Below are 19878 nucleotides of genomic sequence, written 5' to 3' on the forward strand. Positions count from 1 at the left end.
TTTCACTCTTACTCTACTAATATCAACCCATACAAAACACTTTCGCCAAAGTTCAGATCAACAATTTTGGAAAGCTCTATTCCTATAGCATCAATGGAGGGTCTTACCTTTGTTGGCATCCTGCAGTGTCCGCTCTTTTCAAACTCACACACCTCACAGAGATTGCAGTTTCCTGGAAAGAGAGCTAACACATAGGGATTCCCTTTTCTAAAAAGTTCCTCTTCTTTCTGAAGCAGATACAACAAGACTTTCCTCTTTTCTTCCTCAAAGTCCTCATAGTCAAGCTGGAACTTGAGCAGAAGGGCTTTCTTAAAATGCTTTATCCATTCTTTACTTTCTTTCCAAGAAGGAGCATGTGGGGGGCACGAAGGGCTTTTACCATAAACTGGACAGGTTCTACATTTCCAGACGGGTCTGGGAGAGACAACAATACTCCCAGTGTCTATTTCCTTTTCGTATATGATCTTCATGGTTATCAAAGAGAAAAAGAAATTTGAGGATAAAAACTTTGTCTCAATCCATCAGCCTGCCGCCGTTCACATCTATGAGCTCCCCAGTTATGTGGTCGTTCTCTAAGAGAAAAATCACAGCATGAGCGACATCTTCCGGCTTTGCTATCTCCCCAGTTAAGGAAAGCTTTCTGAGCTTCTCCTTTATTTCTGGAGGTATAAGCTCTGTATCAACCGGACCCGGTGCAACTGCATTCACCAAAATGTTTGGTGCTAAGTGTCTTGCTAAGTTAAAAGTTAGGGCTATAAGACCGCCTTTTGAAGCAGCATAGTGTGCCCCAACGGTTCCCCCGTTTTTTCCTGCGATTGATGCTATGTTCACGATCTTCCCTTTTTTCATATATCTCAGAACCTCTTGGATAACCAGAAAAGCACCTTTTAGGTTTATGCTTATTACCTTATCCCACTCCTCTTCTGTTATCTCCATGGGGTTTATAGAATTTCCAAGAATGCCAGCATTGTTAACCAGGATGTCTATTCTGCCGAATTTTTTAATAACGCGTTCCACCATTTTTCTTACTTCTTCCTTGTTGCTTACATCAGCTTTTACAACCAGTGTTTCGACACCATATTCCTTACACAACTCTTCAGTTCTCTCTGCTTCCTCTTCATTGCGAACATAATTTATCACTACATTTGCCCCTTTTTGTGCCAATGCAACTGCTATTGCCCGCCCAATTCCCCTTGATGCTCCGGTAACAAGGGCAACCTTACCGGCAAGCTCCATTTTTACCACCTTATAAATTTACGACATGGGGGTTAAAAATACTTGCTCAATTTCCGAAATATTTTTACGTTTAAAAAGTGAAAGAGGTATCATGAGGGAGCTACTTGTCCTGTTTATTTCAGCTTTTGTTTTGACATCGGGGTGTATAGGACATGGAGATGATAGGATGAGTCTTAAGGTGACTTCAGTTTTTAAGAACGGTGAGACAATTCCAAGCAGATACACTTGTGAAGGATTGGACATTAATCCGCCCCTAAAAATTGAAGACATCAGTGACAAAGCCGTCAGTATTGCAATAATCGTTGACGATCCTGACGCCCCAATAGGGACTTTTGTCCACTGGGTTGCATGGAACATCCCTCCCGTCAAGGAAATACCCGAGGGTATACCCAAAAAAGGCGTTGTCGAATCCCCAATATATGTTGTCCAAGGAAGGAATGATTTCGGGAGAATTGGATACAACGGTCCCTGTCCTCCTCGCGGACACGGGATTCACCATTACCACTTTAAGATCTACGTTCTTGACACCCAGCTGAATTTGAAGCCTGGGGCTACTAAGAGAGATCTGGAAAATGCCATAAAAGGACATATTATCCAATATGGCGAACTTATTGGTATTTACGAACGGAAATAAAAACGCTCTTTTTCTATTTTCGTTTTTCAGCTTTGTTCCATAACATTTTTAACAATCGAAGTTAGAATTAATTAGGGGGTGTTCTGCGTGGTAGAAAAGATTTCATACTTGATGGAACATTTTTCAAAGATCAAACCAGGAGAGATCGTTCTTATAGAGTACACACCCGATTCATTTTACCCTATAGCGTTCTATGTCCTTGCTACATACTCATTGAAGCTTGGACTCCCTCTCCTAATCGATGATGTCTTAGACACACTACATCTTTATAAGACGTATCTCGATTTTGCAGGTCTGGATACGAATTTTTTATATAGTAAAGATGTCTTTGTGCTAAAAATTGGAGGACATAAAGAAGTTGGCAACGTGGTCTCTGAAATCAGACTTACCGGTGAGTTCTACATTCAGTATGAAAACTATAAGGCAGCTTTTGATTCAATACTGAGCCAGAGAGATTTCTTTATAAACATAGTCCTTGGATTCGACAGGTTGACAGAGCTTTATCCTTCTTACCAGCGCTATCTGTTCCTTCTTACCCGAACACATTACCTCGGGAATAAACGAAGGACAGCCTTTTATTTTGTTAACAGAGAACTGTTAAAGAAAACACCTCTTGTGCTACCAATTTTTGAAGAGATATCAACAAGTGTCGTAAGACTTGAGAAAGAAAACAACACTACCCTGGTGACGTTTCTAAAGTCGCCCTATCCTTCACTTATTGGTTCCCAATTCGAATTCAGCACAGAGGAAATGCTGAACTACCTGAAGGAGGGACTTCAAGATGGAAGTTTTTGAACTACTTGAGAGCTTTAAACGGGGAGAAACGGTTCTATTTCTATACCCCCCTATTTCCCCGTCGTACACTCTTCTGAAAAAGGTGGTGGAATACTGCAAGAAAAAGGGTCTGGATCTTTATGTGGCGGACATATTTGACATGCTGTACACATACAAAACGCAGTTGGAGTACATAGGAGTAGAACTCGATCTCAATGACGATAGAATATCTGTTATCAAAGAAGGGGGCAAGATACATGTGGGGAACGTTCTTAGCAGAATCAGCGTAGATGAAGACGCAGCAATTCACCTGCGAAAATACGCGGAAGTATTTGAGAGCTCACTGCAAGACAGGGAATTCGTCTTTGATGTAACGCTTGGATTTGATAAGCTCTTAGCATTCTACTCAGAAAGTCCAAAAGATTTGAATATGATCCTGATGGCAGTTAAGGATTTCGTTGGAAACAAAAAACGTACTGCGATATATTTCGTTAATCAGGAAGTTGTCGCAAATATAGGGAATGCCCTGGAATTCCTGATAGATTCAGCAACTTCTGTGATAAAACTCGAAAAAGATGCGGATGGATGGTATATCCGGGTCGTAAAGTCTCCAAAAATAGAGATAGTGGGAGCAAAAGTCAAAATTTAATCAGCCGTATCTCACTTTAACATATAAGTTCACAGCACTTTGAAAAGCTGCAAGGGCGTTCAGCATTAAAAATATCCAGTCTCCGATTATGTAGGAGTATATCGTGAGCAGAGTTGATGCCGTCACATAGATGAGTATAAACCTAAAGTTCAGAGGGCATTGCTTCGTCTTTATTGTCTCGATTGTCTGAGGAACCCAGGAGCTTACCAGAAGCAACATTCCCATTAAACCTATTATCTCTCCCCCTACCATTTCATTTCACCCCCTTATTCTTAGAGCTTCATGAACCTCTGAGAAAAGGTTAAAAAAGCATTGTGAATTTAATAGACTCAAAAATAGTAAACGAAAAGTGAAAGTTTAACAAGATAATGTCAATCTTCCCGCTTTTGGTTAATCTCTGCAGCCAATCTTGAAGTCGCCCATGTTTTGACATCATCATCCAAGATATCGTTAATAAGTTTAAGTGCTTCCGGAATCTTTCCCTTCTTTGCGAGAGATATGGCAACCTCTGCCTGAATTTTGGAGCGATTGGAAACATCTTTAATCATCGATGCAATCCTAAGACTCTCATCGATCATATCAAGATTCAGAAATTCAAAGGCAAGACCCATGAGTGCCTTTGTTATGCTGTCCTCATTTTCCATTTCAAAAATGGCATCAAGCGTCTTTTTCAAGACCTCCCGATAGTCTTCTCCCATCTTAGCCATTTCAATTGCTATTTTTGAAAATGCTTTTGCTTTTATGCCCTTGTCAGGTATTGTCTCAGCAATTTGAACTGCGGTTTTAAAATCTCGATTACCTATGAGTTTTGAAATGGCTTCATACAGTGCCCTTGACTGATACCATTCTTGCATCAATAACACCAAGTTTGATTTGTGCTTTTAATAAATTTAAGCTTTCTCAAGATTTGAGGTTTAATAGAGGAATAGAACATAAACACCAAGGAGCATTAAGACAAAACCAGCTATCATTGAAAGCTCCCTTGATCTTCTAACGATTTTCTGGGATAGACTTTTACTTTCAGCTATACTGCCCACTGTAAAAAGGATTATGAGGAGCGGCAGGACAAATATGAGGTTGTAGAGCCCCAAGAGAATCCAGGTCAATGTTCTTCCAATCTTTGAAATCAAAATCGCATATATAAGATAGCTTCCAGCAGAACACGGCAGGAGAGTAAATGAAACCATCACGCCTAAGGCAAATGCCCCAAATAACGTTGCTTCCTGTCTGAAGATAGATTTTCTGACATTTTTCTTTCCTGCAACTCTTGACTTCTCAAAGTATCCGGTAAAGAATGTATAAAAACCGAAAATTAGAGAGACAACTCCCGCTATCCATGTGGGGATGCTCTTTGTAAACACAACAAGTCCAATCCCAAGAATGTAGTAGGATATGTAAATTGCAACTACAAACGCCATGCCTATTTCATAAATTTTCCTTTTTGAAATTCCCTCTTTGAGTGACAGGGCAATGAGGAACATGGTATAGATGACGAACGTACATGGATTTATAGAATCCGACACTGCCAGAGAAATAAGAGGGAATATCATCGATTGAAGGTTTACGAGAGAAAGCACCAGAATAGTTAGCCCAAAAGATAAAGAAATTATTAACAGAAGGGTTTTGACTTCATCCTTCACTTGGCTCACCATTCATGAAAATATTTTCAAGCTTCTTAATAGTTTCTGTTTGATTTAACGGTATCAAATATGTTTTGTCAGCTATAAAAAGAACTCCTTTCTCCTTTATTGCAGTCTCCACGATTATCGGGACATTTTTGGAAGGTTCTGGAATTTCTCCTTCAACAATAGCCACCAAGCGGTTATCATAGAATATTCCTATAACAGGAACTCCAGTAACACCGAGCATAGAATATAGCTCAGAAAAAAGATTGCTGTTGTGATCATTCCCCTGGAGTTCATAGTAGGTGAGTGAGTTTTTTCCAAAAGCCTCTGGCAATAACTGTTTCATTTTCTTACAGTGGGGACATGTTGCAAGTCCAAACATGTAAAAGTGGAGCTTTGAAACATCAATTTGATTTTGTGACTGAGTTTGTGTATTCACAGATGAGCTCTGCATGTCCGATGGGGAACCCGTAGTATTGTTATTTGAAATACATAGAGTGGCAAACACACCAAGGATAACCACAGCGAAAACTACTCCAGCAACGATCCTTTTCATTAAAATCACCTATGGATGAGTATCGGGATATGCTAATTTAAGTATTTGGGTATTGCATATAAACGCCCACGAATGCATGTCTTTTTACAAAAACCATTAAATAGCTGGAAAACTTAAGGCTGGTTGGTGATAGGATGAGTGAGGTTGAAAAGGCACTTCAGACATTCCACTCATTAAAAGTCAAACAAGTGATGCCTCCATTAGCTTCAATGCCAATTGTGACAAAAGACTCCCCAGTAGTTGACGTCTTAAAATTGCTCAGAACCCGACATCATGTATGGGTGGTCAATAACAGAGATGAGATGAAGCTTGAGGGAGTTATCAGATACATCAACATTGTGGATGTTCTCTTACCTCCCGAGCTTCAGAAAGCAAGACTTGGAAACATCAGTCATCTCTTCAAATCCATCCTTGGAGGGGCAGATCGGGCAGAACATGTAATGGAGCGCAACGTTCTTACAATAAACGAGGATGCAAGTGTCCTTGAAGCATTAACAAAGATGAAACGATACAAAGTACCTTTACTGGCAATCATTGACGAAAATGGGAAACTTGTAGGAGAAATAAGCCTCAGGATACTGGTCAACGAGTTTATGAGACTGATGCGCATAGGTGGTGCCCAATGGAGCCAGAGTGGATCCTCTTCACAATCGGAGTAGCACTAATTGTGGGAAAGATCGGCGACAACATAATGGAGCGTTTTGAGCTTCCAGGTGTTTTGGGAGAAATTCTGATGGGTATGATTTTGGGAAATCTGATATATTTTGGAGTTATCAGTCCAGAGTACTTAACTTTACATTCAAATGAAACTTTCGAGTTTTTGGCAAAGCTTGGGATAATCTTCCTGCTCTTCTTAGGAGGTCTTGACACTGACATGGAAATGATCAAGAGAACCGGAAAAGTTGCCACAGTTTCCACGCTTATGGGTGTATTCGCCCCCTTGATAATGGGGTATTTTGGGCTTAAGTTAATGGGATATCCCTCCAGAGAGGCATTTGCTGGCGGTGTTCTGCTTACAGCAACGAGCATTGGGATAACAGTTAGGGTCATGATGGATTTAGGGGTCTTGAGGAGTGAAGTGGGTGCAGCGTCGCTGAGTGCAAGTGTTATGGACGACTTTCTGGGTATAGCACTGATAATATTTGCCGTTGGAACAGGGAGCATTTTGGGACTAATCGGAAAGATGACTGCTTTCTTTATAATCACAGGTGTCGTCGCATGGTATTCCATCGATAAATACATCCGATTCTCTGAATGGCTTCATGTAGAAAAAGGTGTCTTGGCTATGGTTCTGGCGTTAATGTTCCTCTTCTCCGCACTTGCCGAAAAATGGTTTGCAGCTGCAATTGAAGGTGCATTTATGGCGGGCCTTGTTTTATCAAAGCTCCCAGAAGGGAGAAAAATAGCAGAGGACGTTAAAGCCATCGGATATGGTTTTCTAATCCCAATATTTTTCGTGTACACAGGGGCAATGCTCGATTTAAAGGTTTTTATGAGTAGAGATGCACTGGCATTGGCAGCAGTTCTAACAAGTATAGCTGTAATAGGAAAGGTAGTCGGAAGGGGAATCGGAGCAATGATGATGGGCTGGAACTTTAAGAAGTCTCTTCAGATGGGAATAGGCTCCATCCCAAGAACTGAAGTTGCTCTCGTTGATCTCATGGTTGCAATTCACGGAGGTGCAATACCCCAAAGCGACGCACAAAAGTTTATAGCTGCAACACTTATTTTCATCACCGTTTCTGTGCTGATAACTCCCCCACTGCTGAAATGGGCATTTAAAGAGGATGTTGAGAAAATGAAAAAGAAGAAAGCAGAAATTAGGAAAGAGAAGGTTAAAGAGACTAAGAGAAAAATTGCAGAGATCAGGCAGAGCTGAGCTTTTCTTTCACTTTTCTTTCAAATTCCACAAATGGAGGAACTCCAATAAACTCCACCTTGTTATTTATTAGAATTGTTGGTGTTCCCAAGATGTTATGCTCCATTGCCCTTTTTCTTCCTTCTGGAGTTGCAACGCTCAGCTCTTTTACTACCACTCCCGGGTATTTCTTAGCAATTTCTTGAGCCATTTGAAGTGCTATTGGACAGTAAGGACATGTTGGTGATGTGATAACTTCAATAACAACTCTTGGCCCTTTTGGTTTAATCTCAACCATCCCCATTCTCTTCATGAGCTCAAGCATCTTTTTTCTTCTAATCATCTCAAGCTCGTCCATGCTCCCACCGAGAAGAGCTTAGAAAAAGGGTTTAAAAAGAAATTGTTGAAGAAAATTTCATGATTCCGTAAATTCAATCTCTAAATCAACATCAAGTCCTTCAAAAGCTTCTCTTATCTGTTCTTCGAAAACTTCAGCCTCTGGACTGTTTTTTGGAATATTAAGCATTATCTTAACTTTTTTGCCTTCAATCCTGCATCCCTTATACTTATCCCCCTTAAGAACACTTTCCCCAGTAAGCGGGTCAATAACCGCTGCAAGAATAAGTTTGACAAATTTCTCATCGATCTGTCTTCTTCCCGTAATAACATCCCATTTAGCCAATGCCTGCTTAAGTCCTTCAGCTGCTAAAACTGCACAGTGATATTTGATCTGAGGCAGACCTCCGAGCTCCTCCACGATATCTTTAAATTTAATTTTCTTAGCTTCTTCAACAGTCTTTCCTATGATCATTTCCGTAAGCACTGAAGCAGTTGCAATATTTGCAGCACAACCATAGCTCCTAAATTTGGCATCAACTATTTTATCATTTTCAATCTTTAAATAGAGCTTTATCATGTCTCCACATGCTGGACTGCCAGCTTTTGCCGTGACGCTTGGATTCTCTATTTCCCCAACATTTTTTGGATGAAGAAAATAGTAAAGAACCTTTCTTGAGTAGCCTATCCTCTTTTTCTCGTCCCATTTCCTGCCATTAAATCTTTCCATTTATCTCACCTTTTTTACAACAATTCTCCAAACACCGTCCTTCTCATCAATTTCAAGGATTTCCTGCCCAGTTTCGTCTGCTGCCAGTGCTATCTCCCCCTTGCTTAGCTCATGAGTTCCGACAATTTCAATTATTTCTCCAACCTTGGCTTTTCTCAACGCCTTTCTGAATTCATTAAGCGGAATTGGGCATTCCTTTCCGATGACATTGATCTTTATCATCTCTTCCCACCATAAATGCTGATTTCCCTCAGTTTTTCAACGACATCCTTTATAATCTCATATGCTTTTACTATCTCCTCTTCAGTTGTCCACTTGCTTAAGCTCAGCCTCACCGAACCATGAGCATCTTCAAATGAACCTCCGATGGCTCTAATTACGTGACTCGGCAAAAGTTCTTGCGAATAGCATGCGGAACCAGTTGAGAACACTAACCCTCTTAGATCACAGTGAAGCAAAATGCTCTCTCCTTCAACGTAAGCGAATGAAACGTTTACATTATTGGGAAGCCTTTTCTCTCCCCTTGGGCCGTTGAGCTTTGTATCGGGAATACCTAATAGCAAGTCAATTAGCTTATCCCTAAGCTTTGCCATTCTCTTAGCGTCATCATAGTTTATCAACTCTACAGCCTTTCCAAAGCCAGCTATTGCTGGAACATTGATCATTCCCGGTCTTATCCCCCTTTCTCTCACATCTCCATCGAGAAGAGGTTTGAGTTTAACTCCATCCCTTATATAAAGTGCGGCAATTCCTTTAGGGCCGTGGATTAAGTGGGCGGTAATGCTCATTAAGTCAACATCCAGCTTTTTGACATCAATTTTGACTTTACCAAAAGCATGGTTTGCATCCAAATAGAATAGGGCACCTTTATCGTGGACTATTTCAGATATTGCTTTGATATCTTGAATAGTTCCAATTTCAAAGTTTCCTAAGTGAGTGGCGAGGAGAATTGCATCTTTTAAGTTGCCCTGGAGATCATCAAGGTTGATAAAACCCTCTCTATCAACACTAACTTCATAAGTTTCGAAGCCCCATTCTCCTAATCTTTTGATTGTGTTAAGAATCGCTTTTCTCTCAATTTTGCTTGCCAGAACTTTTCCTTTACTCTTAGCCCATGCTATACCTTTTATCGCCAAATTATCCGCTTCAGTTTCATCGGAGACAAAGATAATTTCCTCTGGAGAGGCATTTATTTCCCTCGCTATTATCTCTCTTGCTTTTTCAACGGCTTCTCTGGATTCTTCGTCAAATACATGTCCAAATTCCCCTCCAGGAGTTCCATATTTTTTTTCAAAATATTCAAGCATTACTTTAATTACCTCTGGATCTGGCTTAGTCGTGTTTGCATTGTCTAAATAAATAACCATCTTTTTCACCCGCTTATCACTAAACAAAGACCACTTTTAAGTATTGCTGGACAGAGCTGTATAGCTATCCGAATAAATCTATGCATATCCTGCATTTTGATGGATCTAATTCAGGATCAATCTTCTCATGAATAGGGCAGAGATAACCTTTCCCAAGCATTTTAAGGGCAATTTCAACGAGTTCTGCATGTATCTGGTATTCTGTAAGCTTTTCTTTTATTATTTTATCTGCAAGTTCTTTCAGGTAATGATCTATATCCTGAAAGTTAGAGATGTCAATAAAACTTCCCCTGTTCATTCTTAAATACCTTGAAACAGCCGATTGGGTAATATGTAGAAGTTCAGCGACCTGAGTTTGAGTCAATTTATGATCTCTGTACAGAATCTCAACTAATCTCCTCCTAAGTGAAGGATATACATACTTTGAGGCAACTTCGAAAGCATTTATCTTCATAGTTGTTTATTATGACACATGACATATATAAGGGTTTCGAAAAGAGGGTAAATTTGTCCTTTATGAAAATCAAGACAAAATTTGAGACTTCCGCTAAAACAAGGTATTATTTATTAATTTACCAAGGGTATTATGACACTTGTCATATCAGACAGCACGTTAGTTAATGTTTTGTTATAATATATTTCACAAAAATTCACTTTTTGCTAAATAACTGTCGGATTTTTGTTCTCTAAGTTCCATTTACACACGGAAATTTTCTCTTTATGTTAAACAACCAAAAAGTTTTTATGAAGAGAAATTCATAGATAGTCTTGAAATTATGACACGTGTCATAAAAATGGAGGTTAATGGATATGGCGATACGCGTTCCGGAAACGTTTGATATGCTCTGCAACCAGTGCTCGATGAGTTTGGCGGGAGGGTGTACTATAAGGGGAGTCTGCGGCAAAGACCCCGACCTCAACTCGCTCCAGGAGGCCCTGCTCTACGGCATAAAGGGAACCTCCGCTTACTACTACCACGCCCTTGAGGTCGGCTACGACGACCCGAGGATAGGCCACTTTTTGGCTGAGGCCCTCTACTCGACGCTCACCAACGTCAACTTTGACAAGAACCGCTTCCTTGAGCTCGTCCTTGAGAACGGAAGGGTCCACCTTGAGGCCATGAAGCTCCTCGATAAAGCCTACGTTGAGACCTTCGGAAGGCCTGAGCCCGTTGAAGTCCCGACCGGAACTGCGGAAGGACACGGTATACTCGTCACCGGCCACAGCTACAAAGCCCTTTATGAGCTCCTGAGACAGATCGAGGAGATGGGCCTTGAGGAGGAGCTCAAAGTCTACACCCACGCGGAGATGTTTCCAGCACATGCATACCCCGAGCTGAGGAAGTTCAAAGCCCTCTACGGTAACTGGGGAGGTTCATGGCTCTACCAGAAGAAGGAATTTGCGGAGTTCCCGGGCGTCATTCTGGGAACAAGCAACTGTGTCCAGCAGCCCACGAAGGCTTACGCCGATAGAATCTTCACCGTTGGAATAGCGGGCCTTGAGGGGGTCCCCCACATAGAGGACTACAACTTCGAGCCGCTCATAAAGCGTGCCCTTGAGACGCCGAAGATGCAGGCTTACGACGGCGGAAAGCTCCTCACCGGCTTCCACCACACCAACGTTTTGGCAATGAGGGACAAGCTGATAGAGCTAATCCAGGAGGGCAAGATAAGGCACATCTTCGTCGTGGGCGGCTGTGATACACCGCACAAGGGCATGGGCTACTACGAGAGGCTCACCGAGCTGATTCCAAAGGATGCGCTGATACTCTCCGCTGCATGCGGCAAGTTCCGCTACAACGCGAGGGACTACGGCACCATTGAGGGCATTCCAAGGTTCCTCGACTTCGGTCAGTGTAACAACGTGTACTCAATAATCGAGATTGCAATAGCACTCGCGAACGAGCTCGGAACCGACGTGAACTCCCTGCCGGTGAGCATAGTCCTGAGCTGGATGGAGCAGAAAGCCATAGCGATACTCTACTCGCTCCTCTACCTGGGAATCAAGGGCATCTACATCGGACCAAAGCCGCCGGAGTTCATGACTCCCAACGTGTTTGAAATCCTCAGGAGGCAGTTTGACCTCAGATTAATAAGCGATCCAGAAAGAGATTTAAGAGAGATGCTCAACAAAGGCGTAAAAATAGAAGAAGGCTCCGCCCTTGCAGAGGAGCTCGACTGAGCTCATTCTTTCAATTTTTTAAGCTTTTCTAATAGTTCCCTGAACTTCTCATCCGAAAGATTGCCCAGTTCTTTGGCTTCTTTTAGTGTTATTGTCCTTGCAAGGGTCCTTCTCAGGGTCTCATCTTTGAGTGGGGTGAAGCCGTACTCGATGAGTACTTCAAGAGCTTCAGGATACCTCTCTATGAGCATCCCGACGTTTGTGTTCTCGTTTATCTCGATTTCTTTTGCGCACTCCACATCATCAAGTCCTGAAATTTCCTTGGCACTCCCATCGTTCCATATCCTCAAGATGTAGGCATCTCCAGCTTTTTTCAGCTCGTGTCTATAGCCCGCTTCCTCAAGCTTTGAAATGATACCTTTAAAGGGCTTGTCGCCTATTGCCTCGATCCCCTCTCCTTCTTTCAGATCCTTCAATGCCTCAACTATCCTCACAGCGGGTTCCGGAGGGTTTAGCCCCCTCAGGTCCAGCACAGCTTTAATCTCCATTCGCTTCACCATAAACTTATAATGACAAGTGTCATATAAACTTTGCTGGACATGAATGGGTAGAAAGGTTTAAAAGTATTGAATATGACATACGTCATGAAGGTGTGTAATTATGAAAGCTGTAAAAATTGTTGAAGATGTTTACTGGGTTGGAGTTAAAGACTGGAACAGGAGGATTTTTGATTCTCTAATTCCCCTTCCAGAAGGAACTTCCTATAATGCCTATCTGGTTGTCGGGAGAGAAAAAACCGCCCTCATAGATACCGTAAATCCTGGTTTTGAGAGGGAGCTTGAAGAAAAAATAAACGAAATCGTAGATGTGGCCGATATTGATTACATAGTGATGAATCACGCCGAGCCCGACCATTCGGGTGCAATTCCATACCTGCTGGAGAGGAACGAAAAGGTCATCCTCATTGCAACCGAAAAAGGCGCGGACATGGCTAAAGCATACTATGATGTCCCCGATGAGAGGATTATGGTGGTAAAGGATGACGACACCGTTCCCCTTGGTGGAAAGACCCTCAGGTTCATAGAGGCACCTTGGCTCCACTGGCCGGAGACAATGTTTACATATCTGGTGGAAGATAAGATACTCTTTTCATGCGACTTCTTTGGAGCCCACCTTGCTGGGGGCTTTTACGACGATGACGTGCCCGACCTTCTAACGCACGCCCAGAGGTACTTCGGGGAGATAATGATGCCCTTCTCGGCCATGGCGAAGAAAGCACTCAAAAAGATCGAGGGGCTTGAGATTGATATAATCGCTCCGAGCCACGGCCCGATATACAGGAATCCTGCGAGAATAATCGAGGTGTATAAAAAGTGGAGCAGTGGAGAGACTAAGGAAAAGGTTATCATAGCTTATGTCAGCATGTGGGGGGCAAACGAGATAATGGTAAGGGAGCTCGCGGCTCTTCTGACCGCTGAGGGAATAGATGTTAAGGTCCACAACCTCGTGAACGCGGACATAGGGGAAATCGCCAAAGACCTTGTGGACTCAAGGATCATAGTTTTAGCAGCTCCTACAGTCCTTGGGGGTGCACACCCCCTTGCTATCTATGCCGCATACCTCGTAAAGGCACTCAGACCGCCCGCAAAATATGTGGTGATAATAGGCTCCTATGGGTGGCACGGGCGAAGTAAAGATTCCCTCCTTGAAGTGCTGAAAGGCTCGAATATAGAGCTCCTCGGGAGCCTCGAGGTTCATGCGAGGCCGAAGAAGGAAGATTATGAAAAGCTCCGCAGGCTTGCGCTTCTTATTCAAGAAAAGGTTAGAGGTGATGCTGAATGACCGAACTCCTAAAAAACCGCGAATATAAGAAAGAAAAAATGAAAGAACTTTTGAAGAAAATCCACAGCGGTGAAGATGTTGAAAAGCTCAAGGAGGAGTTTAAGGAACTCTTAAGGAGCATCTCCCCGCTGGAAATACCCCTTATTGAGCAGGAGCTCGTTAAAGAGGGTATCTCTGCGAGGGACATAGCTAAGATGTGCGACATCCATGTTGAGCTCTTCAGAGAAGCAGTCGCTGGTGCTGAAAAGGAAGAAATAAAGGATATTCCCCCTGGACATCCTCTCCATACGCTCTATGAGGAGAACAGGGAGATAATGAAAGATGCGGAAATGCTGAACCTCTATGCATCCACTCTCGCAAACACGAAGGATGAGAAGATGAGACAGGAAATTCTCGGTGTTCTCAAAGGAATAGCCAACCAGCTCAGAGCTGTTGGTTTTACCCACTACAACAGGGAAGAGATGCTCATCTTTCCATACCTTGAGAGGAGAGGAATTACAGCAGTTCCAACGGTTCTATGGACAAAACATGATGAGATAAGAGCGATGATAAAGCAGCTAATTGAAATATTAAACAGAGAAAACAAAATGGAGTGGGAGCAATTTGTAAGTAAAGTGAAAGAAAAAGCCTCAGAACTTTCAAGAGCGTTAGTTGACATAGTGTTCAGGGAAAACAACATACTATATCCAACATTGAAAGCCCTGCTCTCCGAGGGGGAGTGGGTTGCCATTAAGCAGCAGGAAGAGACAATGGGGTATTACAAAGTTAAGCCCGGAGATGAGTGGAAGCCAAGAGCAAAGCCTCTTCATCCTTATGAGATTGACCCAACCTTAACAGCTGAACAGATTTTGAGCTTACCAAAGGAAGTCCAGATGGCACTGAGGGGACAGAAGCTTGAAGGAGACAGAACTAAAGTAAAGAGGGAAGGTGACTTAGAGTTAGACACTGGATATCTCTCACCAAAAGAAATAAACGCGATTTTCAAGCATCTTCCAGTTGATATAACTTTCATAGACAAAGATGATAGGGTGAGGTTTTTCTCAGGCGGGGACAGAATATTCACAAGAACGCCCTCAGTTATCGGAAGACCTGTACAGCTCTGCCATCCACCGAAAAGTGTCCATATAGTTAACAAGATTCTCAAGGCTTTTAAGGAGGGCAAAAAAGACGTCGCAGAGTTCTGGATTCAGATGGGGGGAAGATTTATACATATCCGCTATTTTGCGGTCAGAAATGAAAATGGAGAATACTTGGGAACACTTGAAGTTGTTCAGGATGTGACTGAAATCAGAAAACTTGAAGGAGAGAAAAGGCTTTTAGACTGGAGGGACTAAATGTGATTGTTGTAAAAGCGGAAGAGGCTGAGCGAATTGACAACCCTCATGGGGTTGATGTTAAAAAGCTGATTGGTATGGAAAATGTCCAGATACTTCACATAACGCTGAAGCCAGGGGAAGGACTTAAAAAGCACGCTATCCCTGTGGATGCCTTCCTGTACGTCATAAAGGGCAAAGGGGTGGTTGAAGTAGGGGAGGAGAAAGAGGAGATTAGAAAGGCAACCCTCGTTTACCTTCCAAAGGAGATCTCCCACAGCGTTGAGAACACGGGAAGTCTGGAGATGAAGTTTCTTGTTATTAAGGTGGGATAAATGAGAGAAAAAGCAGAGATATTTAAAAGAAGGGTTGAGAAGTTTCAAAGGCTCTTAAAGGAAAATGAGATAGATGGAGCTGTTATAAGGACACTCTCCACCTTTATTTACTTCACAGGCACCAAATGGCTCCGTCCGAGCCTCCTCATTCCGGCCGAAGGAGAGCCGGTGGTTATTGTTGCCAAAGGTGAGAAGGAGCTCTTCATGCAGAAGAGCTGGATTGCAAACGTTGAGGAGTTCCAAAAGACGGAAGATCTGATGGCAATGGTGACGATGTGGATTGCAAAGAACGGCTACAGCACCATCGGCATGGAGTTCTCCATTGAGAGGGATGCCTACATTCTGTTCTATGAGCTTTTCAAAAAGCTTAACCCGGGAGTGCAGATCGAAGACATCAGGGATCTTTCAATGCAGCTGAGGATGATAAAGGACGATTGGGAGCTTGATAACATAAGGAAAGCGGGAAAGATTGCGGTTAAAGGAATGAAAGTGGCGATAGAGGAGATAAAGCCCGGGAAGAGCGAGCTTGAGATAGCTGCTGAGATTTACCGTGAGCTGATGCTCAACGGGAGCGAAGACCCGAAGGTCTATGTCTCCGCAACGCCGAGAGCACATGCCGAGCCTTTCAGAGACGTTAAAGTTGAGAGAGGCAGGTTTGTAACCGTGGTAATCGGTGCCGACTACAACCATTATTATGCAAACATGACGAGGAGCTTTTTCATCGGAGAGCCAGATGAGAGAGCGAAGAATGTTATTGAAGCGATGGAGGAAGTTCATAAAATCGCTTTGGAAAAGACCCTGCCGGGAGTCACTTTTGCCCACGTGGAAAGAGACATAGCCGCGGTTTACAAGGAAAAGGGACTCCAGGATTACTACATAACCGGATACACTCACGGGGTGGGGCTGTTGATTGAGGAAGATCCGATAACCACGATAGTGGTTCCGCACAGGGCAATGAAAGCCCGGGAAGGAATGGCACTGGCGATGGTGCACGCACCGCTCATGGTTCCGGAAGGTGCAGTAAAGAAGGAGGACACAGTGATACTCGGCAAAAAGGTTGAAAACGTTACTCCTTTTGATGCTCCCGTGTTTCTTTAGTTTTTATTGTTTAAAAAGCAATTTTCAGGAAGAATGAAATAGATAGATGGGATACTTTGAAAGATCAATCCACAAAGATAACATGGAGCACAAGAATAATGTACATGACCAGAGTCCAAGCGATGTGGAACTCCCTCCACCTTCTGAATTTTTTTAACGCTTCTTTCAGGTAAGGACTGCTGATCTCTCTCCTCAGCTTTTCGACCTTTGCATGAAGATAACGCCCATAGAAACCACTTATGTTTTCAATGAGCAGTATGAAACCGAGTAAAAGGCCGGTTAAGCCGGCAGGTGTGCTGTAGTCCTGGCACGATATGAAATGGGGTATGGTCATGAGCGAGCCCAAGACCACTAAGAGGTGATGTATGTCGAGCAGGGAAAGCGGGGCACGGAGCCTTAAAAAGGGCATTTCCGGACTCATAGCAATGAAAAAACGCCCCTTTTTGTATTCTATGAAAGGTGTTCTCTTGACCACAGAATAGAGGACTATTCCAGCGGTTATCAAAGCAAATCCCGCTTCCGCCAGTCCCCCAAATTGAGCTTCCTCGTTCTCATAATCATCGTCTGCAGCGACCAGCGGCAGAATTATGAGCGTAATAAAGAGTACCACTATCATCTTGTTTTTTTTGCATGATCCTCACCAGGTTGTTACCTTGAGGCACATCAATAAATTTGAAAAGAAACTAAAAAGACCCGCTTCCGATTCCACAGATTTTTGCAAATGGGCAGTTCTCACAGTTCTCAGTGTACGGCTTAAGGTAGGGCTCTCCCTTTATCTGCTTCGTGATTTCCCTGGCTTTCTTCATGTCCTCATCGTCACCTTCCAAAACCAAAGTTACGCTCCCTTCTGCTCCTCCCGCTCCTCCAGCAGCTATCGGAATTGCATCAACGTTAGCTAAGATGTCATATGCCTCAACCTCAGTTATTGGAACTGCATGGGGAATTGGCACCAGTGCAGAGTAAAGCCCAGTTCCCCAGTCAAATGATTTTATTCCGGTTATCTTCGCACTGTATTCAACGGGAGTTGGAACAAATTTCTCAAGGCTTATTGGGGTAATCGTTAAGACGCCTTTTGTTATTGTCCATCCAAATGTCCTACCTATTGTTCCTCCATCTGGAGCTGCTGCGAAAACTGCAACGTTCCAGTTCGGATCAATTGCGTTTGCCCCTTTAATGAAAACATCCTCTGGACCCATCTCTTTCAACGCCTCCACTGGATCACCTTCAAACGGTTTCCCTTTGTAGAGGACAAGGTGCTTGGGCCATGTCTCCTTTGGAGTCACACATGTTCTCCCTTTGCTTATAACCCCAACAGTCCACTTCTCCTTCTCGATTTTCTTTCCCAAAATCTCTTCCGCAATGTAAGCAGCAGTTGTTCCTGTTGCAATGTAAACAAAGCCGTGTTTCAAGGCATGCTGAACTTCATCCAGGGCTACGACCGCTTTGGCAATTAAGCGCTTGCTCTCAGGTGAGGTTAGCGTAACCAGAGCTCTTTGCATGTACATCACCATGTTAAAATTAGTGGCGGATTTTATTAATATTGTGAAAATGGAAAAGGAACAGCCAAAAGTCTGGCTTGCCTCGCAGGAATAAATGCGTCTACATTTTTATTTCCACACCATCAATTTCGTTGTTTATGGACTTTGCAACTGTAAATTTGTAACTCCTTCCGTCTTTCGTTATTCTAACAACGGTCGTTGCAATCTCCTCTAACAACGGCAAAACCCTTGGAGTTACGCCCTCCAGCACGTCAATGTTTATAAAGTAAAAAGCTATCCTCCGTTCATCTCCAACAAAAGAGAGAATATTATTCAAAATTGTCAGAACTTCCCTCCTAGAGCTAACTAAAAGAAGCAACTTCTCAACGCCCACAACAGGATTAATTACTCTCGCCCCCCCCCCCAACAGAGGATCAAAGACCCTCCTGTATTCCCGCTCCTGAATTACCGGCTCCTTTATTGGGAGCCTTTCGATGACTTTTCCAACCTCCAACCTGCCGCCCTCTTTAATGACTTTAACGTCATCTAAAAGCTCATCCCCGCATCCAGATAGCTTCATCTGCATCTTGTACAGATAAAGAGTGTCCAGAATATCATCTACCAATACGTCATACCCCTTTCCTTTAGCCCACTTTATCAGATGGCACAACCCCAGAGCAGTGGGGGTTGTTGCAGAATGCTCCAGCAAAACAGTTTCCCCAAACTTGAGACTATCCCAAATCCTTCCAAGCATCCACCTCATATACCACACCTCAACATGATTCAACTCACAATGAATTATAATGGACAGAATATTTATTTTTTGCGCTTTATATCAAAAATTTTAATAGCATTTTATAGAATTTTTAACAACAAAATGTTACTTTCAAAAGAGCCCGAAATTAAAGCCATTACAAAAAGCATTACTCCTTGGCTATTTTGGCCTCCTCCAAAGCCTTTATGAATTCATTCAAGCCTTTGACAGATACCTCTTTTTCTCCTATCCTAACATTAATCCTCCCGCAGCCGTACTTGGCACAGAGACCAATGCACGAAATAACTTCAACTTAATAGCCCCTACCTTCCAAAAGGGCTTTTATTTCGTTAAGATGCTTCCCGCACAGTACTCACAGACCTGAGCCTCCATGACCAAACTGAGAGAACTCATCTGTGTTTATAGGGTTCATTCTTGACAAAATGGACAATTGGCATCTCAGAGTTTTTCAGAATAAAAAGGATTTTTCTCATGTAAGAAAAGCCTAAGAAAAGAGAAAAAGGTAATCAACCCTGCTTTTTCTTTGCTTCTTCAGTTTTTGAAGCAGGTTTTGGCTTAACAGTCGCTGGTGGTTTAACTCCATAGCCAAGAATCTTAAATCTGAATACCTCGCCATCTCTGAGGTAGTATGTTACCTCTTTGGTCTCCTTGTTAAATTCAATTTTTGAAACTGGAAATCTATAGTCAGGATACTTTTCGTTGATTTCTTTGATTTTGTCTGGATGAATAGGAACCCAGTCATAAAGCAACAGTTCCTCTTCTCTCCATTCCGTTGTAAGCATGTAATTTGAGACGAAACCAAGTGCTCCTGTTGGACACACATCCACACAGAACTGGCAGAATGTACATCTACCGTAGTCAATCTTCGGATGTGGTCTCTTTTCAGCCTTTCCATCAACTTCAATCCATGTCATCTCAATTGCTCTCGCCGGACATATCTGCCCGCAGAAGTTACAGCCAATGCACTTTTTCCAGTCAAGTGAATGGAATCCTCTGTATTTTTCAGCGATTTGAGTTTTCTCATAGGGTATTTTGATTGTCACGGGCTTTTTGAAGAGATACTTTAACCCAAGCCAAGGTTTAATATATGAGGGTTTTTTCTTGATTTTGCTCTCGGGTGCAACCTTAAAATCGATCTCCTCCATTTTTCA

General features: G+C 42.7%; 26 protein-coding genes. 10 read left to right on the forward strand and 16 right to left on the reverse strand.

Annotation, left to right across the window (positions count from 1 at the left end; genetic code table 11):
* Window positions 1–8: 8 nt before the first annotated feature.
* Both VFC49_RS02290 and VFC49_RS02295 read right to left on the reverse strand, forming a co-directional pair.
* Entirely contained in the window at window positions 9–470 is a 462-nt protein-coding gene (locus VFC49_RS02290) for a DUF2284 domain-containing protein (protein ID WP_324736587.1), read from the reverse strand.
* Between the two features lie 43 nt (window positions 471–513).
* Window positions 514–1236, reverse strand: a complete 723-nt coding sequence (locus VFC49_RS02295) for a 3-oxoacyl-ACP reductase family protein (RefSeq protein WP_324736589.1) — start codon at window positions 1234–1236, stop codon at window positions 514–516.
* A 91-nt stretch (window positions 1237–1327) separates the two neighbouring features.
* On the opposite strand from VFC49_RS02295, the gene VFC49_RS02300 reads away from it, so the two are divergent.
* The 3 genes from VFC49_RS02300 to VFC49_RS02310 all read left to right on the forward strand — a co-directional run bounded on the left by VFC49_RS02300 (window position 1328) and on the right by VFC49_RS02310 (window position 3293).
* Entirely contained in the window at window positions 1328–1870 is a 543-nt protein-coding gene (locus tag VFC49_RS02300) for a YbhB/YbcL family Raf kinase inhibitor-like protein (protein WP_324736012.1), read from the forward strand.
* Window positions 1871–1957: 87 nt separating this feature from the next.
* Window positions 1958–2665, forward strand: coding sequence for a DUF257 family protein (locus VFC49_RS02305; protein ID WP_324736013.1), 708 nt, complete (start codon window positions 1958–1960; stop codon window positions 2663–2665).
* Entirely contained in the window at window positions 2652–3293 is a 642-nt protein-coding gene (locus VFC49_RS02310; RefSeq protein ID WP_324736014.1) for a DUF257 family protein, read from the forward strand. Before VFC49_RS02305 ends, VFC49_RS02310 begins: the two co-directional genes overlap by 14 nt.
* Here VFC49_RS02310 and VFC49_RS02315 read toward each other — a convergent pair whose 3' ends face one another.
* The 4 genes from VFC49_RS02315 to VFC49_RS02330 all read right to left on the reverse strand — a co-directional run bounded on the left by VFC49_RS02315 (window position 3294) and on the right by VFC49_RS02330 (window position 5474).
* Window positions 3294–3545: a hypothetical protein gene (locus VFC49_RS02315; protein WP_324736015.1), complete on the reverse strand. Its 252-nt coding sequence runs from the start codon at window positions 3543–3545 to the stop codon at window positions 3294–3296. It lies immediately after the preceding gene.
* Between the two features lie 119 nt (window positions 3546–3664).
* A complete protein-coding gene (locus VFC49_RS02320) occupies window positions 3665–4147 on the reverse strand; it encodes a hypothetical protein (RefSeq protein ID WP_324736016.1) in 483 nt (160 codons plus the stop codon).
* A 60-nt stretch (window positions 4148–4207) separates the two neighbouring features.
* Window positions 4208–4933 (reverse strand): cytochrome c biogenesis protein CcdA, encoded by a 726-nt coding sequence (locus VFC49_RS02325; RefSeq protein WP_324736017.1) that lies wholly within the window; start codon window positions 4931–4933, stop codon window positions 4208–4210.
* Window positions 4923–5474: a thioredoxin family protein gene (locus VFC49_RS02330; RefSeq protein ID WP_324736018.1), complete on the reverse strand. Its 552-nt coding sequence runs from the start codon at window positions 5472–5474 to the stop codon at window positions 4923–4925. The genes VFC49_RS02325 and VFC49_RS02330 overlap by 11 nt, the downstream gene beginning before the upstream one ends.
* A gap of 134 nt (window positions 5475–5608) precedes the next feature.
* Here VFC49_RS02330 and VFC49_RS02335 point away from each other — a divergent pair, with 134 nt between their 5' ends.
* Both VFC49_RS02335 and VFC49_RS02340 read left to right on the forward strand, forming a co-directional pair.
* The gene (locus VFC49_RS02335) at window positions 5609–6133 is read left to right on the forward strand and encodes a CBS domain-containing protein (protein WP_324736019.1); all 525 of its coding nucleotides are present in this window, start codon (window positions 5609–5611) and stop codon (window positions 6131–6133) included.
* Window positions 6097–7353: a cation:proton antiporter gene (locus tag VFC49_RS02340; protein WP_324736020.1), complete on the forward strand. Its 1257-nt coding sequence runs from the start codon at window positions 6097–6099 to the stop codon at window positions 7351–7353. Before VFC49_RS02335 ends, VFC49_RS02340 begins: the two co-directional genes overlap by 37 nt.
* On the opposite strand, the gene VFC49_RS02345 is transcribed toward VFC49_RS02340, so the two are convergent.
* From VFC49_RS02345 to VFC49_RS02365, 5 genes are all read right to left on the reverse strand, one after another.
* Window positions 7340–7690 carry a thioredoxin family protein gene (locus VFC49_RS02345; RefSeq protein ID WP_324736021.1) on the reverse strand — a complete coding sequence of 117 codons (351 nt, stop codon included), beginning with the start codon at window positions 7688–7690 and terminating at the stop codon, window positions 7340–7342. The two genes, VFC49_RS02340 and VFC49_RS02345, sit on opposite strands and share 14 nt — an antisense overlap.
* A 57-nt stretch (window positions 7691–7747) precedes the next feature.
* Window positions 7748–8398, reverse strand: a complete 651-nt coding sequence (locus VFC49_RS02350) for an iron-sulfur cluster assembly scaffold protein (protein WP_324736022.1) — start codon at window positions 8396–8398, stop codon at window positions 7748–7750.
* Complete coding sequence (locus VFC49_RS02355; RefSeq protein WP_167885776.1) at window positions 8399–8620, reverse strand: sulfurtransferase TusA family protein; 222 nt, start codon at window positions 8618–8620, stop codon at window positions 8399–8401.
* Window positions 8617–9765 (reverse strand): cysteine desulfurase family protein, encoded by a 1149-nt coding sequence (locus VFC49_RS02360; RefSeq protein ID WP_324736023.1) that lies wholly within the window; start codon window positions 9763–9765, stop codon window positions 8617–8619. The genes VFC49_RS02355 and VFC49_RS02360 overlap by 4 nt, the downstream gene beginning before the upstream one ends.
* A 64-nt stretch (window positions 9766–9829) precedes the next feature.
* Entirely contained in the window at window positions 9830–10219 is a 390-nt protein-coding gene (locus VFC49_RS02365; RefSeq protein WP_324736024.1) for a transcriptional regulator, read from the reverse strand.
* A gap of 356 nt (window positions 10220–10575) precedes the next feature.
* On the opposite strand from VFC49_RS02365, the gene hcp reads away from it, so the two are divergent.
* The gene (hcp, locus tag VFC49_RS02370) at window positions 10576–11946 is read left to right on the forward strand and encodes a hydroxylamine reductase (protein ID WP_324736025.1); all 1371 of its coding nucleotides are present in this window, start codon (window positions 10576–10578) and stop codon (window positions 11944–11946) included.
* Between the two features lie 2 nt (window positions 11947–11948).
* Here the strand turns inward: hcp and VFC49_RS02375 are convergent, their stop codons facing one another.
* On the reverse strand, window positions 11949–12434 hold the full coding sequence (locus tag VFC49_RS02375) for a DUF1858 domain-containing protein (protein ID WP_324736590.1): 486 nt from the start codon (window positions 12432–12434) through the stop codon (window positions 11949–11951).
* Window positions 12435–12546: 112 nt separating this feature from the next.
* On the opposite strand from VFC49_RS02375, the gene VFC49_RS02380 reads away from it, so the two are divergent.
* From VFC49_RS02380 to VFC49_RS02395, 4 genes are read left to right on the forward strand one after another with little or no spacing between them, the layout of a single operon-like run.
* Window positions 12547–13728 (forward strand): FprA family A-type flavoprotein, encoded by a 1182-nt coding sequence (locus tag VFC49_RS02380; protein WP_324736026.1) that lies wholly within the window; start codon window positions 12547–12549, stop codon window positions 13726–13728.
* Window positions 13725–15062: a DUF438 domain-containing protein gene (locus VFC49_RS02385; protein WP_324736027.1), complete on the forward strand. Its 1338-nt coding sequence runs from the start codon at window positions 13725–13727 to the stop codon at window positions 15060–15062. Before VFC49_RS02380 ends, VFC49_RS02385 begins: the two co-directional genes overlap by 4 nt.
* Before the next feature lie 2 nt (window positions 15063–15064).
* A complete protein-coding gene (locus VFC49_RS02390; RefSeq protein ID WP_324736028.1) occupies window positions 15065–15376 on the forward strand; it encodes a cupin domain-containing protein in 312 nt (103 codons plus the stop codon).
* Window positions 15377–16474 (forward strand): Xaa-Pro peptidase family protein, encoded by a 1098-nt coding sequence (locus VFC49_RS02395; RefSeq protein ID WP_324736029.1) that lies wholly within the window; start codon window positions 15377–15379, stop codon window positions 16472–16474.
* Window positions 16475–16538: 64 nt separating this feature from the next.
* Here the strand turns inward: VFC49_RS02395 and VFC49_RS02400 are convergent, their stop codons facing one another.
* From VFC49_RS02400 to nuoI, 4 genes are all read right to left on the reverse strand, one after another.
* The gene (locus tag VFC49_RS02400) at window positions 16539–17090 is read right to left on the reverse strand and encodes a hypothetical protein (RefSeq protein ID WP_324736030.1); all 552 of its coding nucleotides are present in this window, start codon (window positions 17088–17090) and stop codon (window positions 16539–16541) included.
* A 67-nt stretch (window positions 17091–17157) separates the two neighbouring features.
* Window positions 17158–17973: a hypothetical protein gene (locus VFC49_RS02405; protein ID WP_324736591.1), complete on the reverse strand. Its 816-nt coding sequence runs from the start codon at window positions 17971–17973 to the stop codon at window positions 17158–17160.
* Window positions 17974–18073: 100 nt separating this feature from the next.
* Window positions 18074–18715 (reverse strand): DUF257 family protein, encoded by a 642-nt coding sequence (locus tag VFC49_RS02410; protein WP_324736031.1) that lies wholly within the window; start codon window positions 18713–18715, stop codon window positions 18074–18076.
* A gap of 518 nt (window positions 18716–19233) precedes the next feature.
* On the reverse strand, window positions 19234–19872 hold the full coding sequence (gene nuoI, locus VFC49_RS02415; RefSeq protein ID WP_324736032.1) for an NADH-quinone oxidoreductase subunit NuoI: 639 nt from the start codon (window positions 19870–19872) through the stop codon (window positions 19234–19236).
* Window positions 19873–19878 lie beyond the last annotated feature (6 nt).

It is taken from the genome of Thermococcus sp. SY098 (assembly GCF_035621495.1).
In the GTDB taxonomy this organism is placed as follows: domain Archaea; phylum Methanobacteriota_B; class Thermococci; order Thermococcales; family Thermococcaceae; genus Thermococcus_B.